This is a genomic window from Gallibacterium sp. ZY190522 (assembly GCF_054166015.1).
This window is the reverse complement of sequence record NZ_CM135118.1, coordinates 1,093,288-1,111,363: the sequence shown is the minus strand read 5'-3', so window position 1 is coordinate 1,111,363 and position 18,076 is coordinate 1,093,288. Positions and strand designations below refer to the sequence as shown.

15 protein-coding genes are annotated in these 18,076 nt (G+C 38.9%); 11 read left to right on the top strand and 4 right to left on the bottom strand.

Features of this window, described 5'->3' with window-relative positions:
- The first annotated feature begins 4 nt into the window (after positions 1-4).
- Genes ACXPAV_RS05485 through nanA form a run of 4 tightly spaced genes read left to right on the top strand, consistent with a single transcriptional unit; the run spans position 5 to position 3,153 of the window.
- The gene (locus tag ACXPAV_RS05485; protein ID WP_458004286.1) at positions 5-889 is read left to right on the top strand and encodes an N-acetylmannosamine kinase; all 885 of its coding nucleotides are present in this window, start codon (positions 5-7) and stop codon (positions 887-889) included.
- Positions 890-898: 9 nt separating this feature from the next.
- Positions 899-1,366: an N-acetylneuraminate anomerase gene (gene nanQ / locus ACXPAV_RS05480; RefSeq protein WP_458004285.1), complete on the top strand. Its 468-nt coding sequence runs from the start codon at positions 899-901 to the stop codon at positions 1,364-1,366.
- 15 nt (positions 1,367-1,381) lie between these two features.
- Complete coding sequence (locus ACXPAV_RS05475; RefSeq protein ID WP_013747028.1) at positions 1,382-2,248, top strand: MurR/RpiR family transcriptional regulator; 867 nt, start codon at positions 1,382-1,384, stop codon at positions 2,246-2,248.
- Positions 2,249-2,271: 23 nt separating this feature from the next.
- Positions 2,272-3,153, top strand: a complete 882-nt coding sequence (nanA, locus tag ACXPAV_RS05470) for an N-acetylneuraminate lyase (protein WP_013747029.1) — start codon at positions 2,272-2,274, stop codon at positions 3,151-3,153.
- Positions 3,154-3,290: 137 nt separating this feature from the next.
- Here the strand turns inward: nanA and ACXPAV_RS05465 are convergent, their stop codons facing one another.
- Complete coding sequence (locus tag ACXPAV_RS05465; RefSeq protein WP_458004284.1) at positions 3,291-7,109, bottom strand: two-partner secretion domain-containing protein; 3,819 nt, start codon at positions 7,107-7,109, stop codon at positions 3,291-3,293.
- A 44-nt stretch (positions 7,110-7,153) separates the two neighbouring features.
- Complete coding sequence (locus ACXPAV_RS05460; protein ID WP_458004283.1) at positions 7,154-8,857, bottom strand: ShlB/FhaC/HecB family hemolysin secretion/activation protein; 1,704 nt, start codon at positions 8,855-8,857, stop codon at positions 7,154-7,156.
- A 146-nt stretch (positions 8,858-9,003) separates the two neighbouring features.
- Between ACXPAV_RS05460 and ACXPAV_RS05455 the strand changes: the two genes are divergently transcribed.
- From ACXPAV_RS05455 to hutZ, 3 genes are read left to right on the top strand one after another with little or no spacing between them, the layout of a single operon-like run.
- Complete coding sequence (locus tag ACXPAV_RS05455; RefSeq protein WP_458004282.1) at positions 9,004-11,163, top strand: TonB-dependent hemoglobin/transferrin/lactoferrin family receptor; 2,160 nt, start codon at positions 9,004-9,006, stop codon at positions 11,161-11,163.
- A gap of 23 nt (positions 11,164-11,186) precedes the next feature.
- A complete protein-coding gene (gene hutX / locus ACXPAV_RS05450; protein ID WP_458004281.1) occupies positions 11,187-11,696 on the top strand; it encodes a heme utilization cystosolic carrier protein HutX in 510 nt (169 codons plus the stop codon).
- Complete coding sequence (gene hutZ, locus ACXPAV_RS05445; protein ID WP_065233357.1) at positions 11,690-12,208, top strand: heme utilization protein HutZ; 519 nt, start codon at positions 11,690-11,692, stop codon at positions 12,206-12,208. The genes hutX and hutZ overlap by 7 nt, the downstream gene beginning before the upstream one ends.
- Positions 12,209-12,386: 178 nt before the next feature.
- Here the strand turns inward: hutZ and ruvB are convergent, their stop codons facing one another.
- Both ruvB and ruvA read right to left on the bottom strand, forming a co-directional pair.
- Positions 12,387-13,385, bottom strand: coding sequence for a Holliday junction branch migration DNA helicase RuvB (gene ruvB, locus ACXPAV_RS05440; RefSeq protein ID WP_458004280.1), 999 nt, complete (start codon positions 13,383-13,385; stop codon positions 12,387-12,389).
- Positions 13,386-13,407: 22 nt separating this feature from the next.
- Complete coding sequence (gene ruvA / locus ACXPAV_RS05435) at positions 13,408-14,016, bottom strand: Holliday junction branch migration protein RuvA (protein ID WP_458004279.1); 609 nt, start codon at positions 14,014-14,016, stop codon at positions 13,408-13,410.
- 212 nt (positions 14,017-14,228) lie between these two features.
- Here ruvA and ACXPAV_RS05430 point away from each other — a divergent pair, with 212 nt between their 5' ends.
- From ACXPAV_RS05430 to gorA, 4 genes are all read left to right on the top strand, one after another.
- Positions 14,229-15,116 carry a DMT family transporter gene (locus tag ACXPAV_RS05430; RefSeq protein ID WP_416101278.1) on the top strand — a complete coding sequence of 296 codons (888 nt, stop codon included), beginning with the start codon at positions 14,229-14,231 and terminating at the stop codon, positions 15,114-15,116.
- 57 nt (positions 15,117-15,173) lie between these two features.
- Positions 15,174-15,716, top strand: coding sequence for a methylated-DNA--[protein]-cysteine S-methyltransferase (locus ACXPAV_RS05425; RefSeq protein ID WP_039171354.1), 543 nt, complete (start codon positions 15,174-15,176; stop codon positions 15,714-15,716).
- Between the two features lie 10 nt (positions 15,717-15,726).
- On the top strand, positions 15,727-16,569 hold the full coding sequence (locus ACXPAV_RS05420; protein ID WP_458004278.1) for a 23S rRNA (adenine(2030)-N(6))-methyltransferase RlmJ: 843 nt from the start codon (positions 15,727-15,729) through the stop codon (positions 16,567-16,569).
- Positions 16,570-16,675: 106 nt separating this feature from the next.
- Positions 16,676-18,025: a glutathione-disulfide reductase gene (gene gorA / locus ACXPAV_RS05415; RefSeq protein WP_458004277.1), complete on the top strand. Its 1,350-nt coding sequence runs from the start codon at positions 16,676-16,678 to the stop codon at positions 18,023-18,025.
- Positions 18,026-18,076: the final 51 nt, after the last annotated feature.

Genomic DNA, 18,076 nt, shown 5'->3' with positions numbered 1-18,076 from the left:
ACCTATGCAAGTTTTAGCGTTAGATATCGGTGGCACCAAAATTGCAACAGCGTTGGTTAATAATGGGACGGTAACTTGTCGCCGTCAAATCGCAACACCGACACAAAATGTGGTTGATGAGATGCATAAGGTCTTGGCGGAGATTGTACAGCAGTATCAAGGGCAATTTGACTGCGTGGCGGTTGCTTCCACCGGCATTATTAATAATGGCATCTTAACGGCATTAAATCCGAAAAATTTAGGCGGATTGGCGGAATTTCCATTAAAAGAGAGTATTGCTCGTCATACCAATAAACCGATTGGTTTATTAAATGATGTGCAAGCAGCGGCTTGTGCCGAATATAAAGAACAGAATGCTGATCAAGTGGAAAATTTTGTCTTTATTACCGTTTCTACCGGCGTTGGTGGTGGCATTATTTTACAACGACATTTATTAACGGAACCGAATGGTATAGCTGGTCATATTGGTCATACATTGGCTGACCCGAATGGACCGATTTGTGGTTGTGGCAGACAAGGTTGCGTTGAGGCAATTGCTTCCGGACGAGCAATTGAAGCAGCTACAAGCGTTTGGGAACATCCTTGTTCACCAAAAGAGGTGTTTGAACGTTTTCGTCAACGGGATGAAAAAGCGACCGCATTGGTGCAACGTTCAGCGAAAACTATCGCTAATTTAATTGCAGATTTAGTGATTGGATTGGATATTCAAAAAGTGGTTATCGGTGGTAGTGTTGGTTTGGCAGAGGGTTATTTACCACTGGTGAAAAACTATTTACAACAACAACCTAAATTTTATCAATGTGCGGTTGAACAGGCATTTCACGGACAGGATGCCGGCTTGATCGGTGCAGCGTGGTGGGTTGAACAGAACTTAACAACATTAAAATAAGGAACAGATATGTTTATTGGAGATTTAACAAAAGCGGAATATAAATTGAGTTTGCCAAAAGTGATTGCAGAGGCTTTGGATCATTTGCAGACACTTGATTTAGCAGGTTTGGAATTGGGTAAACATAATATTACCGATCAAATTTATATGAATGTAATGGAGTTTGATACCACCGATGCTAGCAGTAAACAAGCGGAAATTCATCGTCAATATTTAGATATTCAAGTTTTAATCAGCGGTAAAGAGGCCATTCAATGTAGCCCTGTTTATCCTGATTTATCACTTTATACCGAATATGATGAAAAAGATGATTACCAATTAACACCGGATATTGATGCCAAAAGTGAAATTGTGTTGCGCCCGAAAATGTTTGCGATTTTTCTTCCTTATGAACCGCATAAACCGGGCTGTAATGTCGAAGGCAAAGTGCAACATTTGAAAAAATTGGTGGTAAAAATTCCGGTTACCTTGCTTTAAGTAAAGGGAGGCGTTATGTCTGAAAGCGGAAAAATTCTTGATACGATTGGAGCATTGCAAACCAGTTTGACGAAAACGGAAAAGCGAATTGCGGCGGCAATTTTGGCTTCACCGAATTTGTTAAGCCAATCTTCTTTGTCGGAAGTTTCGGAACAACTCAATGTTGGTGAAGCGACTTTTATTCGATTTTGCCGGACACTCGGCTTTAAAGGTTATACCGATTTCAAATTAGAGCTTGCGATTGAATTGGCGACACAAGAGAAGCAGAACCAAACCTTGTTGGATACAGAAGTATCGGAAGAGGATAACGCATTTGAAATTGCCAAAAAATTACAAACTGCGTTGGTGAATGTGGTGGGGGAAACCATCAATTTGCTTGATTTTGATCAGTTGGATCAAGTGGTTAATGAACTTTACAAAGCTAAACGTATTTTCTTGTTCGGTGTCGGTTCATCAGGCATTACCGCTGAAGATGTAAAACATAAATTAATGCGCATCGGCTTGCAGGTGGATGCAACCACGAATAACCACTTTATGTATATGCAGGCTTCGCTGATGAAAGCGGGAGATGTGGTGATCGGGATTAGTCATTCCGGTTATTCGGAAGAGATCATCCGTGCGTTACGCATTGCGAAGAAAGCTGGAGCAAAAACCGTCGCGTTGACGCACAATTTACGCTCGCCAATTACCGAAGAAGCGGATTATGTTTTGATTAATGGTAATCGCCAAGGGCAAATGCAAGGGGATTCAATCGGTACAAAAATTGCTCAGTTGTTTGTGATGGATCTGATTTATGCGTTGTTGGTGCGTAAAGAAGAACAAAAAGCGATTAAAGCGAAACAGAAAACCATTAATGTTATTTTGGAACAACGAATTAAATAACTCTGTTAATAAAGGAAAATTTTATGAAAAATTTAAAAGGTATCTTCAGTGCATTATTAGTTTCTTTTAATGCCGACGGCTCAATCAATGAAAAAGGATTACGTGAAATTATCCGTTACAACATTGATAAAATGAAAGTGAATGGTTTGTATGTCGGTGGCAGCACCGGCGAAAACTTTATGCTTTCAACCGCAGAGAAAAAAGAGATTTTCCGCATTGCCAAAGATGAAGCGAAAGATGAAGTGGCATTAATCGCACAAGTTGGTAGCGTTAATTTACAGGAAGCGGTTGAGTTGGGTAAATATGCAACTGAATTAGGTTATGACTCTCTTTCTGCAGTAACACCTTTCTATTACAAATTCAGTTTTGCTGAAATCAAAAACTATTACGACACCATCGTGGCGGAAACCGGTAATAATATGATCGTTTACTCAATTCCGTTCTTAACCGGCGTGAATATCGGTGTGGAACAGTTTGGTGAACTTTATAAAAATCCAAAAATTATTGGCGTAAAATTCACTGCCGGTGATTTCTATTTATTGGAACGCGTGCGTAAAGCTTATCCGAACCACCTTATCTGGGCTGGTTTTGATGAAATGATGCTTTCCGCTGCAGTATTGGGCGTGGACGGTGCAATCGGCAGTACCTTCAATGTCAACGGTGTGCGTGCAAGACAAATTTTTGAATTGGCTCAACAAGGTAAGATCGAAGAAGCTCGTCAAATTCAACACGTTACCAACGACTTGATCGAAGGCATTTTATCTAACGGACTTTATCTCACCATTAAAGAGTTATTGAAATTAGATGGCGTGGATGCCGGTTATTGCCGCGAACCGATGACCAAAGAATTAACTCCAGAAAAAATCGCATTTGCGAAAGAGTTAAAATCAAAATATCTTGCTTAATAGTGCCAGAAATAGAGAAGAAAACCGGTGGAAACACCGGTTTTTTGTTGGTTTGTGAATGTTAGTTTTTTACAAGATGTTTATGAGTTTGCACGGTTAATGTGTAGAAGATCAGACTTGATCTTCTACATATTATCTTACAAAATCTCTCCCACGCTGACTTTTCCATTCATCTTCGATGGCAGTGTAGAGCATTCTTGGCTGCTTGCATCACAAATTTCAACTTCACTTCGCTCTTCTGGTAAAGAAACATTTTGTATTATGTTATCTATTTGATTTAAAGAGGTTGGAAGGTTCATGTTACTCGCTTGTTGTAAACCTAAATTGCTTGCTTTGACACCTTGAATTTGATCAATATTGCGTAGCATATCTCTTAAGCTCAGTGCCTGACTTTTGCCAGTAACAACATTTGAGGCAAGAGAAACAATGCGTGGTCGTTCAAAATAATTGAAGATAGCACTTTTCATTACTTTGATATTCGGAACATAATCTTTGCTAGAATTATCGTAAGATTTAAAGGCTCTTGCACCATTAGGGGCAAAAATATTAAACTCGAGATTGCTTAATGTTGTCCCCGATATAACATTTCCTTTTTCATCTCTTTGGATAATATCGCCCACATCAAAACCTATTCCTTCAATAAAGTAGTCCGCACTATTTGCACCAAATACGGAACCACTGTCTTTTGGATAAGGCCCAGTATGAATAACGGTAATGCGTAAATCTTTTGCCGAAGACTCTCCACTTAACGTTGTTTTTCCACTGGTTCGGATACTATACCCCTGATAGGTTTTGGCATAAATACTGCTATTTTTACCAACAACATCACCAATTAAGAAAATACCAGCTGCTCCCGGCATTGCTGATGTATTCAGCTTATCCTCACCGCTGACGAATAGGTGGCTATGATCTAATCGAATATTCTTTGCATTTATCCCTATTTTGCTGGCTTTAGGCATAAAATCATCATAAAGCGGTCGAGCATAATTGACCGTTAAACGGCTATTTTGAATATCGACATCTTTGGCAAGTAAATGCATAAATCCATCTTTGCTATTTAGTTGGCTATCTCGAATGGTGATTTTTGTGCCATCAATATGCGAACGCTGGCTTGTGGCATCGCCAGTCCATTCAGCAAAGGCTCTGTTTAACTCTCTATTTGCCGCACGAGTTGCTCTTTCACTATGGGCAAGTTTACGTGTAAACGGTTTGTTATTTACATCCCAATTATACTGATTAAAATCATAACGTTCGTTTAAGACGGAAAAATTCCCTCGTGTAATGCGTTCTTCTAAATTCGCAATCAGATATTCATAGCCTTGCTTTTTCACATTTTCAGATAAATTAGTCTCTTTGCTGAAATAAGAACGCTGATTACCTGCATTGATATAGATTCCAATCTCATCTTTACTGGTAACTTTATTTAACTGCACTGTTTTAAATCCGTCCGCAATGATGAAGTCTTTACTTTTTTGGAAAGTGACTTCGTTTAGTTCAACGTTAAATGGGGCATACTGATGCCCAGTCAGACCAGGAATATCGGTGGTTTGTTTAGCAACTTCAATTTTTTTCCAATTTGAATTAATGGTATTGCCATCAGAAAATGTCGAGCGAGATAAAACGGTATCCACTTGAGCAGGAACTGTTACTAACTTGTCTTGCACAAACGCCTTGAAATTCTCTTTTACAAAAGTATAAAAATTAACATTTTCAACATTCTTATTTTGAATCGTTGGGTTTTCTACAAATTGCCTCCAAAGTTCTGGTAAAGAAATCTGCTGATTATCTTTAGTTTGGAATTTTGAGTTAAAATCATAAAACTTAATGTTTTTTAATAATTCATTTAGCGTTTTCTGTTTTAATGAGGTGCCTGTTACATTGTATAAGGAAATCAATTGCCCGTTTTCTTGTTTTACTTGCAAGATATTTTCTTGTAAAGGCACAAATCCTGTTGCACTTCCAATGCCGAAAGAGCCTCCACCAAGATTAATATGGCTTCTTTGTAAACGAATCGTTGCTTCATTATCCTTGGCATTATTGGCTAAAATCATTACATTATGTTTTCCGCCTTCAATATGATTAAACTCTGCATTTTGAATTTCAAGCTGAGTTTGTGTACTGATTGTTGTTAAAGGTAAGGCAATATTCTGTTTTAGCTTTTCCGATAAACTCTGTGACACCATTAAAGGATAAATCTGTTTTTTCTCGTCATTCAGAAAGCCTGTTTTCGTTTTACTGTTGTCAATACCTTGAGAAACAGGACGACGATTATTCAAAATCGATGCTAATAATGTCAAATCTTCAAATTTTGCATCGGGTTTGGTTTTTTTAACTTCTTCTAAAATCTGAGTGACATTTGATTTTAATAAATAAACGGCTGGAGCAGTATAAACGCGTTCCCCAACCTTAACGGTTTGATCGCCCGATAAAAGAGATAACTGTGTCTCATTAATGCCCAGTTTATTAATAAGTTCTTGTTTTTGATCCTCAATAACTTTCGTTGTCAAAGAATCCAATTCATTTTTCTTGAGGAAAGAAAAATCTTTTGCCTTAATCTTCTCTTCTAATATGTCAGCAATTTTACTGTTAATGGAATCAAGTTTATCATTACGTTTAATAATTTTGATATCGCTCAATTCACCATTTTTTTCGTTATAACTAATTTCTAAAATGCGTTCATCATGATAAGGCAAGCGTAATGCTTCAAACTTCTGATTAAATTCAGGGCTATAACCTCTCCTGTCTGTTTGATAGCCTCCATTTTTAGCACTAATCACAAAAACGACATCACTTTGATTGGCATAGCGTTTCCCATCATCCCCAATTAAACCATTCTCGGATTGTTCGGCTTTAGCAATCGTTTTTTTGTCCGCTGTATAAAGAATTTTTCCTTGTTCATCTCGCGCCATTTTTCCTGATTGGAAACGATCATTGTGGTGATAAGTGGCTTGTTTAACTTTGTCTGTTTGTGCAAGTGCGGTAATTTTTCCGCCTATTTTTATGCTCGCATCTTTGTCTTTCCCCGTTTGTATAATTTTAAGGGTAGCCCCATTACGGCTATCTTTGCCATAGCGAATGTCTGATTGTTCCGTGAGAACGATTTTTCCGCCCTCAATAGCGATGTCATTGGCTTCCAGTAAGCCCGCATTATTTACCGCTGAATGTTTAAGCTGATCTTCCCCTTTGGCAGTGAGCAAAATGCGATCATTGGAAATAATCGCCCCCTTGTTTTCAATTAGCCCTGCTACCTGTTTACCCGTTAAGCTAATGCTGAAATTGGCTAAATCAAAGGTAAAACTATCCCCCGCCCCCAACAGCACCGTTTTATTTTTCACCGCTATGCCATCAAGATTGCCCGAATAATTCAGTTTAATTACCTCTTCAGGATTTCCCGTTAGGCGAAGCTCGCCGTTATTCACGACCTTATCGCCCACCAAATAAATAGCTTCTTCCGCCTGAATGACTCCCTCATTGCGAATTTCGCCCTCTTTATCCGTTTTCCGCTTAAAGTTGGCTTCATCTCGAGCATAACTACGCGTTGGTTTATCCGCGAGTTTTTCCACCTCTTTCGTCGTGGCAAGAATCGCCCCCACGTTCACCTGAGCGTCTTTGGTAAAGATCACGCCGTTAGGGTTAGATAAAAACACTCGCCCATTGGCATTCAGTTTGCCTTGAATGGTGGAAACATCCGCCCCCGTTACACGGTTATAGGCGATACTTGAGGAAGCGGGCTGATTGAATGTAACACTGGCTTGTTTGCCAATATTAAAACTTTCCCAATCAATAGAAATGCGATCGCTTTTTTGATCGATAGTCATTGCATTGTTATTTTGTGAAATGCTGGCTTCGCCTTGAGTGAGTTTGTGATTTTTAGGTAACGCATTTACATCAATATTGTTAGCGATAGCTGAACTAGACAGTATGGCTAAAGAAATAAGGCTAAGAGAAGTTTTCATAGTTTAGCTCCTAAATGATTGTAAGACATTGATATTCCAATAACTTAAAACAATTTTAAGAATGACAATACAAATTGGTGATCTTTTTCATTTGCCAATTTGTGACCAATAGGGCGGCTATAGTACGCATTTATTGAATAATTATTCGGAGCAGAAAGCTGGAATCCCGCACCTATACTCTGTAATTTGATTTGATTCGTTTCTTCAGGACGTTGATTATAGGTACTGATCTTGTGGTATTTTTTACCCGCACCAATGTCATAAAATGCTGATGTCGTGAGTAAACTTTCTTTGAAAAGTGGGTAATAATGTTTGAGCGTAAATTGTCCAATGACAGCGTCAGATAAGGAAACTGCACCGGCTCGATATCCTCGCACAGCAGATTGACCGCCTAATAACATTTTTTGATTAGAAGAGAGGTTTCGATCACTTAATTGCCCTTTCACATTAATATCAAAGGCAAAATCATAAGGTAAGATCTGCTCGTGTCCTAATTCAATATTGGTTAAGGTAAATTTATTATTTTCTTGCCAATCTAGAGGACGATTTTGATAGGATTCTGACGTTTGATTATGTTCCTGCCCAATACTCATTGCCATATTAAAATAGGTCGTTCCCTTTGGTAGGCTATTCCAAACGCCATTTAATTCTAAATTAACGAGATTAATCCGAGTGTGGTTTTCTACTTCTTGGCTAGCGACTTGGCTATCTGCAATACGATTATGTGAAAGTGTAAGTTTGGTATTAACGTGTAAATCAGGTTGGCGGATAGTTGGATGTAGAAGATAAATCCCTACATTTTGATTATATCCCTTAGCATTTAATGCAGCGAAATCACCGCCTAATTTATAGTTTAAATATGAGAAGTAAGTACCGATTTTTGTTCCATATCCATCTAATAACGCCGAATATTCAATCCGAATATTTTTCAAACGACGGTTTTGGGAGCTTAACGCATTGATACTCAGCTCATCACCTAATCCGGCCAAATTGAACAATTTTCCACCCGCACTTATCCGATAGCGTCCTGTACTCGTTGAGCCTTGGTTATCGGAAAAAACATAAGCTTGCCAACGTTTGGCATCTTGCAAAAGGACATTAACATCTGTTGTGCCTGTCTTTTCCCCAGCCTGTACACTTAATTTAGATTTAATTCCTTGAATATCATTTAATAGTAATGCTAATTTTTCCGTTTCTGTTTGAGATAAATAATGTTGGCTATTAATACTTGTATTTGCCATTCGTCTGACAAAATTAGCGGATAATTTGCTTTGATTATCAATGTTAATGTTCCCAATATTCCCTTCCATCACGCCGATTGTAAGCTCACCATTTTCAATTTCTTGAGGGGGTAAGAAAGCTCGAGCAACTAAATAATTATGCTCACGGTAATATTGCGTAATTTTTTCTGTGAGTTGGTTTAAATCATCAAGTGTTATTGATTTGTTAAGATAAGGTTTAATTAAATGTGATAAATCTTGTTTTACTGGCGTTTCTAAACCTGTCTCATTGAGCAATTTAATATGTATCTGGTTTAACTCAAAACGCAGTGCATTATTGCTTTGCGAATGAATATGTACGGGTTGTTTGAATAACTGCCCATCAGGCTTTTCTAAACGTTTACGTTGTTGATTGAGTTCCTGTGAAATAGCCCCAGCCTGTTGCAATTGATCTTGAAAGCTTTCTTGAGCTTGAACATATAACGGTAAAGTAAGAATACAACCAAGTAGATAATTAGAATAACGCATAATATTCACCTAATAAAAAAGGGTTAAGAGTTTATTTCGAAAACGATCATACACAAATGAAAATTATTATCAATAGTGTTGACTTTTTATTTTTTAACAAATACTATCAACTCAATTAATAAAACAGTGAATGAGAGGTTTTTCCAATGAAATTAAAGCGATCACCTATTTACTTTGCACTTTGTTCATTGCTGCCATCATTGGGATGGGCAGAAATGTTAGAGGAAATAGAAGTTTCTGCTTTACGAGATCCGACAGAGTATGCTCAAACACAAAATAAAATTGAACGTTTAGATCGCAATCAACTAGAGGAAACACAAGCAACGAGTGTTGCTCAAGCAATTTCATCTAAACCGAATATTTCAATCTCTGGAGGGAGTCGTCCACTTGGTCAAAAAGTAAATATACGAGGGCTTAGCGGAACCCGTGTTGTGCAAGTGATTGATGGCGTTCGACAAAATTTTAATTTGGAACATCGCGGATCTTATTTTCTTCCGCCAAGCACCTTGGGACAAATTGAAGTGGTGAAAGGTCCAAGTAGTGCTTTGTGGGGCAGTGGTGCATTAGGTGGCGTAATGGCAATGCGAACGCTTAATGCCTTTGACTTACTTAAAAATAATGAGCATTGGGGTGTGTTAGTCAAACAGGGTTACCAATCCGCTAGTTCCCTTAGTGAGACGCAAGTGGCAGCTTATGGTGCGAATGAAAAATTTGATGTGTTAGTTCAGGGTTTTCACAATAAAAGTAATAATTTACGTTTGGGTGAAAGTTTGGGTGAGTTGCCTTACAGTGGCCTAACTCAACAAGGGGGCTTGTTGAAAGCGGGCTGGCAAATTAACGAAACTAACCGTCTTGAACTAAATTTCCGCCACACAGTCAATAAGCAACTCGCCCCAGCTAATAATGAAATGGCAGAGCCTTATACGCCTATTGATTTTTTTGATTATGTTAAGAAAAGCCGTGACACAGGTGGTAAAGTGGATTACAGCGAAGCGGGCGGAACAACAGATTTAGCACAGCAAAAAATTGTCGATACAGGACTTTCTTTGCGTTATCTCTTTAATCCAGAATCAGACTGGGTAAATAGTGAATTGACCCTCTACACTAACCGCACTAAAGAAACGGAGCAAAACCAACGCACCCTCGCTAATGACGAAACTCGTTATCGCACTTGGGGTTTTAATTTCCGCAATACCTCAGAATTTGAGCGTGCTGCCTTTATTTATGGGGTGGATTTTTATCAAGATCACGCCATTACTTCAAGGGAGAAAAATAATGCGGATGCCTGTACAGGAGTGAACACTTCGGCAGCTAACAATGGAGGTATTCCTGTAGGCTGTGAGAAATTCCTAGGTACTGCAAAATATCGCCCAAATCCTTACAATGCAAAAGCCAATGTGTGGGGAACCTATTTGCTTAGCCACTTGAAACTTGCAGAGCAATGGACGCTTTCCCCAGCGTTGCGATTTGATCATTACAAAACCTCAGAAGTCAGCTCACAAAGCTATCAAAAAAGCCATTTATCGCCAGCATTGACGCTCAGCTATCAGCCAACAGACTGGTTTGACATCAATGTAAAATATAACGAGGCTTTCCGTGCTCCGAGCCTGCAAGAACGTTATGTTTCGGGCAATCACTTTGGTTATGACAGAATGCTGGTTACTTCTTTCCAATCAAACCCGGATCTCAAGCCCGAAGTTGCCCGTAATAAAGAAATTAATTTTAACTTCCATTGGCAAAATCTGTGGAAAGCGGAAGATTCGTTAAAAATTAGCACCGCACTTTTCCAAAATGACGTGAAAGATTTTATTAATCTTGAAGTAATTAAATATAATGATGAAGCAAAAAATATTCCTGAAATATTTCAATACCGCAATGTTCAAAATGCCCGTTTGCGTGGGGTAGAATTCAGCACAGAATACCAAACGCCAAGCTGGTCGCTCTATGCCAATTATGGAATGCTCAGAGGAAAAGATCGTCAAACGGGTGAAGCCTTGGAAAATATTAATGCAGATAGGATCATTGTTGGCGGAAATTATGCCGTGGTAGCAGATAAATTTTCCGTTGGCGGTCGCTTAAGCCATTACTTTGCTCAAAAACGCTTACCAAGCAAAACCACGCAAGAATATCCCGCTTACACCCTTGTGGATCTCACCGCGACCTATGCGCCAAAACAAGGGGAGTGGGAAAACTTACGCGTTGATTTTGCGATTGAAAATCTCTTTGACAAAGCCTACACCCAAGCCTTCAGCCTCACGCCATCGGCAGGGCGAAATGTGAAAGTGAGCGTGGCTTATCAATTCTAACAGTTCAATAAAAAAGGAAAGTTATGACATTGCAACAACAAATTACTCAGGTGTTAGAATCTCAGCCTGATTTACACACCCTTGATTTAGCAGAGAAATTCCAAGTTCCCGAAGGAAAAATTCTCAAAAATTTACCACCGCACTTTGTGTCTTTCTTTACGGGGCAAATTGAAGCCCTGCTTGCGGAAATTCACACTTGGGGCAAGGTAGTAACAATTATCGAAAAAGCGGGTTCGATCTTTGAAGTGTCGGGCGTTTTCCCACAGGGTAAAACAGGCTACGGCTATTTCAATTTGAATATGGATAAACAGCCAGATATCGCCTTGCACGGGCATCTCAAATTAGACCGCGTAAAAGACATTGCCCTTATCAGCAAGCCATTTCGTGGCAAAGAAAGCTATGCCATCGCCTTTATTACCGAAGATGATAATGTACTATTTAAAATTTATCTCGGCAGAGATACGCAACGCCAGCTTTTCCCTCATCAAGTAGAAAAATTTAACCAACTGAAAAATAAGGAAATTTTATGCTAGATCGCCAACAGCGTTTAAATCACCGCTTAAAACCCGAAATTGAAGAATTAAAACAACAATGCAAAACCCTGTTACTAGCCACCGTTGATGAAGCGGGAATGCCGAATGCGAGCTACGCCCCTTTCGCAGAGAGTGAGCAAGGCTACTACATTTTTATTTCCACCATCGCCAAGCACGCCCGCAATTTGAAACAAAATGGCAAGGTGTCTTTAATGTTGATTGAAGACGAGCAATCCAGCCGCCAAATTTTCGCCCGCCACCGCTTAACCGCCGAGGCAGAAGTGATTGAAGTGCCTCGAAACACTCCTGAATGGGAACTTGGCACAGGCTTACTGCAACAACGCCACGGCAATCTAATGAAGGAATTGGTGAAAATGCAAGATTTCTCCCTCTTCCACCTTATTCCGAAACAGGGGCTATTTGTAAAAGGATTTGGACAAGCTTTCCAAGTTGATGCCAATAATGAAATTGATATTGTGCATTTAGATCAGGGGCATATTGAGGAGTCGTAGTTTTTGAGGCTTAAATTGTCGAGCCAAATGCAATTCCTCGTCAAAATAAATTTCATAAGACGTTCGTTAACCTAAACATTTATGAGGTCGATGGTTTATTTCATCGACTTTTGTTTGGACACCACATTACTACACATAGACTCCTTAAACATAGCAAAGCTTATATTGATAATAGATTTTATTTACTTACTCCAAAATGTCGATAAGTATGCAATGTGGCTATTCTTCCTCGCGGTGTACGTTGTAAGAAACCTTGTTGAATTAAATAAGGTTCCAAAACATCTTCTATTGTTTCTTTCTCTTCGCCAATCGCTGCAGCTAAATTATCCAAACCAACTGGACCACCGTCAAAACGCTCAATAATCGCCATTAACAATTTACGATCCATAAAGTCAAAGCCTTCTGAATCAATATCTAACATCGTTAATGCCAATTTAGCAATCTCTACCGAAATAAAACCGTTATTTTTTACATCGGCATAATCTCGCACACGACGCAATAATCGATTCACGATTCGAGGTGTGCCGCGTGAACGGCGTGCAATTTCGTGTGCCGCTTGCTCATCAATCTGGAGATTAAGACAATTTGCGCTACGCACCACAATGGAGGTTAAATCTTCAATGGAATAAAATTCCAAGCGTTGCACAATGCCAAAGCGATCTCGCAATGGCGAAGTCAATGATCCAGCACGAGTCGTTGCGCCAACCAAAGTAAACGGAGGCAAATCCAATTTAATCGACCGTGCTGCTGGCCCTTCACCAATCATAATATCCAGCTGATAATCTTCCATTGCCGGATACAACACTTCCTCGATTGCCGGTGATAAACGATGAATCTCATCAATAAACAGCACATCATAAGGTTCTAAATTGGTCAACATTGCTGCCAAATCACCGGCTTTTTCCAACACCGGGCCGGAAGTGGTGCGAATATTCACTCCCATTTCATTGGCAACAATATTGGCTAATGTGGTTTTGCCCAAACCGGGAGGGCCAAAAATCAACAGATGATCAAGTGCATCATTACGCATTTTTGCCGCTTTGATAAAAATATCCATCTGTTCCCGAACGTGTGGCTGTCCAACATAATCTTGCAATAATTTTGGACGAATTGCGCGGTCGATATATTCTTCTTCCGCTTTTGCTGTAGGGCTGATAATACGGTCTGCTTCAATCATATCTCTTTGCTTCTATGTATTGTTATAAGGCATTCTTCAAGGCTTCACGAATCAACTGTTCGCTATCCCATTCCGGTTTTGCCACACGTTTCACCATTTTTTCTGCTTCTGCCGGTTTATAACCTAAAGCAACTAATGCAGAAATGGCATCATCTGTTGCTGAAACTTTATCTATTTCAAATTTATTTTGTGTTGAATTCTGTTCAATAAAGAAATCATCGTGCTGATATGATTTAAATTTGCCTTTCAGTTCAACAATCAAACGCTCGGCAGTTTTCTTTCCTACACCGGGAATCTTCACCAATTTTGATAATTCTTCATGTTCTATCGCATAAGAAAATTCATTCACCGACATTGCCGATAAAATAGCTAAGGCTAATTTAGGACCTACGCCATTGGTTTTAATTAATTCTCTAAATAGTGTGCGATCCTGTTTATGGTAGAAACCGAATAAGAGGTGAGCATCTTCTCTCACTACTAAATGCGTATAAATGGATGCTTCCATATTAACTTCCGGTAAATGATAAAAACTGGTCATTGGTAATAAAACTTCATAACCTATACCGTTCACCTCTAATAAGATTTCTGGTGGTGATTTTTCCAATAGAATACCGCGTAAATGCCCAATCATAATTACCTCATTTTGTCTTCATAGAGCAGACTAGCGCTGCCCTATAAAAATTTGTTCGTTAGCATACCTTTAAACTGTATAAATATCCAGTTAATTGGAAAATTTTCCTAATTTATTATCTCATTATCTGTGATTGGCTTGAAAAAAGTTTTACACTCTTTTCTTGAATGCTCATAATAGAAACATTATTCCTTATAAGAAGAAAGAAGTTTATGGCAAAAAAAGATGGCATTGGTGAAATTATTCTGTTTTTTGTATCCATTTTGGCAGCTTTGGGATGGTTTTTCTCAAAGTATGCTTTAGTCGGCTTTCCACCTGTCGGTTTTATTGGATTGCGTTTTTTCTCCGCTGCTTTGTTATTCTTGCCATTTGCCTATCCACAATTTAAACGTTTAACTCGAATCGAAGTAATGCGTGCCAGCGCCACCGGGCTGTTATTCGCTGCTTTTATGGCAACTTGGATTATTGCTATTACTTATAGCAATAATCTTGGTGAGGGAGCTTTTTTGATGAGCATTTCAATGTTAATCGCACCATTGATTTCTTGGTTGGTGTTTCATAATAAACCCTTACGCTCATTTTGGATTGCTTTGCCGATTGCACTTTCCGGTGTTTATTTATTGGCGATTTCTAAAGGTGAACTGCATTTTTCCGCCGATAGTTTATTTTATTTGCTTGCTTCGCTATTCTCAGCAAGTTATTTTGTATTACACAATCAATATTCAAAATCAATTCCGGCTTTAGCTTTAACTACATTGCAACTTTCTGTAGTCGGTGTGCTTTGCCTTAGTTATTCATTAATAGTTGAACCGTGGAAAAGTGAAGTGCCGACTTCAGCAATTATGTGGCTAACCATTAGCGTGCTAATCGGTACCAATTTCCGTTATATGTTGCAAACAATCGGGCAACGTTACTGCAATATTGCTAACGCTTCTATTATTATGTTGCTTGAACCGGTGTGGACAATGATAATGAGTGTTTGGTGGCTTGATGAACAATTAACAGCATTAAAATTGGCTGGTAGCGTATTAATCCTCGCCGCCTTATTAATTTATCGAATTAAAAATTTAATCGCGTTTATTCGCCGTAAAAATTATTAACTTTTCTATTTCAACCGCTTCCAATACAATAGCGAGCTTTTAAAAAGGATTAATCAAATGGCAGATCATATTTATTGGCTGACAATGTCTTCTCCGATTGGCAATTTACAGCTTTTTGCTCAAGAACAACATTTAATTAGTGTATTGTTTGAACGCGAACAGGTACAGACACAGCAAAATTGGCGTTATGATGATCAACATCCGGTGTTGCAACAAACAAAAAACGCTTTAATACAATATTTCGCTGGACAAAGAACAGAATTTTCTGATCTGCCATTACATTTAATTGGCACGGAATTTCAACGTGCCGTTTGGTTTGCATTATTAAAAATCCCTTTTGGTCAAACTGCTAGTTATGCTGATATTGCTCATCAAATAAGAAAACCAAAAGCCGTGCGTGCGGTCGGTGGTGCTGTTGGAAGAAATCCTATCAGCATTATTGTGCCTTGTCATCGTATTCTCGGCAAACAACAGCAGCTCACCGGTTTTGGTGGCGGATTGCCGGCAAAACGCTATTTGTTGCAACACGAAAACATCGCTTTTGTTGATAAAGGCATTGAATTTGTCAATCCGAAACATTGGCATCAATTAGAAAAATAAGAGGAAATTTATGTTAAGTTATCGCCACAGTTTTCATGCTGGCAATTTTGCCGATGTGCTGAAACATATTGTGCAACTTTTAATTATTGATGCGTTACAGCAGAAAGAGAAAGGCTTTCTCTATTTAGATACACACGCCGGCGCTGGTCTTTATTCATTACAAAGTTTTGAAGCAGAAAAAACGGCAGAATTTGAGCAAGGCATCGGTTATTTATGGCAACGCCAAGATCTTCCCGAAACGGTGAAATATTATTTAGATCAAGTTGCGAAAGTAAACTCTCAAAATAAACTTCGCTTTTATCCCGGTTCACCGTTATTGGCGGCAAATTTATTACGTCCGCAAGATAGGGCTATTTTAACAGAATTACATCCGAGCGATTATCCGTTATTGCGCAAAAATATGCAGCCTTATAAAAATGTACAGGTTAAACGCGATGATGGTTTTCAGCAGTTGAAGGCAGTTTTGCCGCCAAAAGAACGACGTGGATTTATTCTTATCGATCCGCCATATGAATTAAAAGAGGATTATCAACTTGTTGTGGATGCTATTGTTGAGGGCTATAAACGTTTTGCTATCGGCACATACGCCATTTGGTATCCGGTTGTTTTACGTCAACAAATTAAGAAAATGGTACGTGCTTTAGAACAGACTCAGATCCGTAAAATCCTACAAGTTGAATTGGGAATTCGTCCTGATACCGCACAACGAGGAATGACGGCAAGCGGAATGATCGTGATTAATCCGCCTTGGAAATTAGAAGCACAAATGAAAGCCATTTTGCCTTATTTAGCTAACGTTTTAGCTCCGGAAGGCACAGGACATTGGGAGCTACATTGGATTTCGCCGGAATAAATATTGCTATTACCAATTAAACCAATTTATGTTAACAGTTGGCTTATTTTATTTAATTTCGTCAAAATAAACGACATTACAGTTTAAATTTAATGGGAGAACAAAAATGAGAGAATATGATTATATTGCTATTGGCGGTGGTAGCGGTGGTATCGCTTCGATTAACCGTGCTGCGAGCTATGGTCAAAAATGTGCTATTATTGAAGCCAAATATCTTGGTGGTACTTGTGTAAATGTGGGGTGTGTGCCGAAAAAAGTAATGTGGTACGGTGCGCAAATTGCTGAAGCAATTAATCTCTATGCACCGGATTATGGTTTTGATGTTACCGTTAACCAATTTGATTTTGCAAAATTACGTGAAAGCCGTGAAGCCTATATTGATCGTATTCATCAATCCTACGAGCGTGTTCTCGGAAATAACAAAGTTGATATTATTCGCGGTTTTGCAAAATTTGTTGATGCGCATACTGTTGAAGTCAATGGCGAATTAATCAGAGCAAAACATATTCTTATCGCAACAGGCGGTCGTCCAAGCCATCCAAATATTGAAGGAGCGGAATACGGTATTGATTCTGATGGCGTATTTGCATTGACATCGTTACCAAAACGTATTGCTGTAGTCGGTGCAGGTTATATTGCAGTGGAATTGGCAGGTGTTTTACATAGCTTAGGTGTTGAAACTCATCTATTTGTGCGTAAACACGCACCGTTGCGTAATTTTGATCCGTTAATTGTTGAAACTTTAGTAGAAACCATCAATAACGAAGGCCTAACCTTACATACTCAAGCTATTCCACAAAAAGTAGTGAAAAATAGTGATGGCACGCTAACACTCTTTTTGGAAGATGGACGTTCACAAACAGTAGATTGTCTTGTTTGGGCGATTGGTCGTGTGCCGATGACTGATCAGCTCAATTTAGAAGCTGCTGGTGTGAAAACCAACAGCAAAGGCTTTATTGAAGTTGATAAATATCAGAATACCAATGTGCAAGGGATTTATGCAGTGGGAGATAATACCGGTGCGGTCGAATTAACGCCTGTTGCCGTAGCAGCCGGTCGCCGTTTATCTGAACGTTTGTTCAATAATAAACCGACTGAACATTTAGATTATAACTTAATCCCAACTGTGGTTTTCAGTCACCCACCAATCGGCACGGTAGGATTGACCGAGCCACAAGCCATTGAACTATATGGCGCAGAAAATGTGAAAGTGTACAAATCAACCTTTACTTCTATGTATACCGCTGTAACGCAACACCGCCAACCTTGCCGAATGAAATTAGTTTGCATCGGCTCAGAAGAAAAAATTGTTGGTTTGCACGGTATTGGTTTTGGCGTAGATGAAATGATTCAAGGTTTTGCTGTTGCTATTAAAATGGGGGCGACTAAAAAAGATTTTGATAATACAGTGGCAATTCACCCGACAGGTTCGGAAGAATTTGTGACAATGCGTTAATTTTTTATAATAAAAATCCTCGTTATTTTGTTGAAATAGCGAGGATTTTTT

Bases quoted from the DNA above. Each gene is read 5' to 3' on its own strand.
- ACXPAV_RS05485 (WP_458004286.1), top strand. From the start codon at position 5: ATGCAAGTTTTAGCGTTAGATATCGGTGGCACCAAAATTGCAACAGCG.
- nanQ (WP_458004285.1), top strand. From the start codon at position 899: ATGTTTATTGGAGATTTAACAAAAGCGGAATATAAATTGAGTTTGCCA.
- ACXPAV_RS05475 (WP_013747028.1), top strand. From the start codon at position 1,382: ATGTCTGAAAGCGGAAAAATTCTTGATACGATTGGAGCATTGCAAACC.
- nanA (WP_013747029.1), top strand. From the start codon at position 2,272: ATGAAAAATTTAAAAGGTATCTTCAGTGCATTATTAGTTTCTTTTAAT.
- ACXPAV_RS05465 (WP_458004284.1), bottom strand. From the start codon at position 7,109: ATGAAAACTTCTCTTAGCCTTATTTCTTTAGCCATACTGTCTAGTTCA.
- ACXPAV_RS05460 (WP_458004283.1), bottom strand. From the start codon at position 8,857: ATGCGTTATTCTAATTATCTACTTGGTTGTATTCTTACTTTACCGTTA.
- ACXPAV_RS05455 (WP_458004282.1), top strand. From the start codon at position 9,004: ATGAAATTAAAGCGATCACCTATTTACTTTGCACTTTGTTCATTGCTG.
- hutX (WP_458004281.1), top strand. From the start codon at position 11,187: ATGACATTGCAACAACAAATTACTCAGGTGTTAGAATCTCAGCCTGAT.
- hutZ (WP_065233357.1), top strand. From the start codon at position 11,690: ATGCTAGATCGCCAACAGCGTTTAAATCACCGCTTAAAACCCGAAATT.
- ruvB (WP_458004280.1), bottom strand. From the start codon at position 13,385: ATGATTGAAGCAGACCGTATTATCAGCCCTACAGCAAAAGCGGAAGAA.
- ruvA (WP_458004279.1), bottom strand. From the start codon at position 14,016: ATGATTGGGCATTTACGCGGTATTCTATTGGAAAAATCACCACCAGAA.
- ACXPAV_RS05430 (WP_416101278.1), top strand. From the start codon at position 14,229: ATGGCAAAAAAAGATGGCATTGGTGAAATTATTCTGTTTTTTGTATCC.
- ACXPAV_RS05425 (WP_039171354.1), top strand. From the start codon at position 15,174: ATGGCAGATCATATTTATTGGCTGACAATGTCTTCTCCGATTGGCAAT.
- ACXPAV_RS05420 (WP_458004278.1), top strand. From the start codon at position 15,727: ATGTTAAGTTATCGCCACAGTTTTCATGCTGGCAATTTTGCCGATGTG.
- gorA (WP_458004277.1), top strand. From the start codon at position 16,676: ATGAGAGAATATGATTATATTGCTATTGGCGGTGGTAGCGGTGGTATC.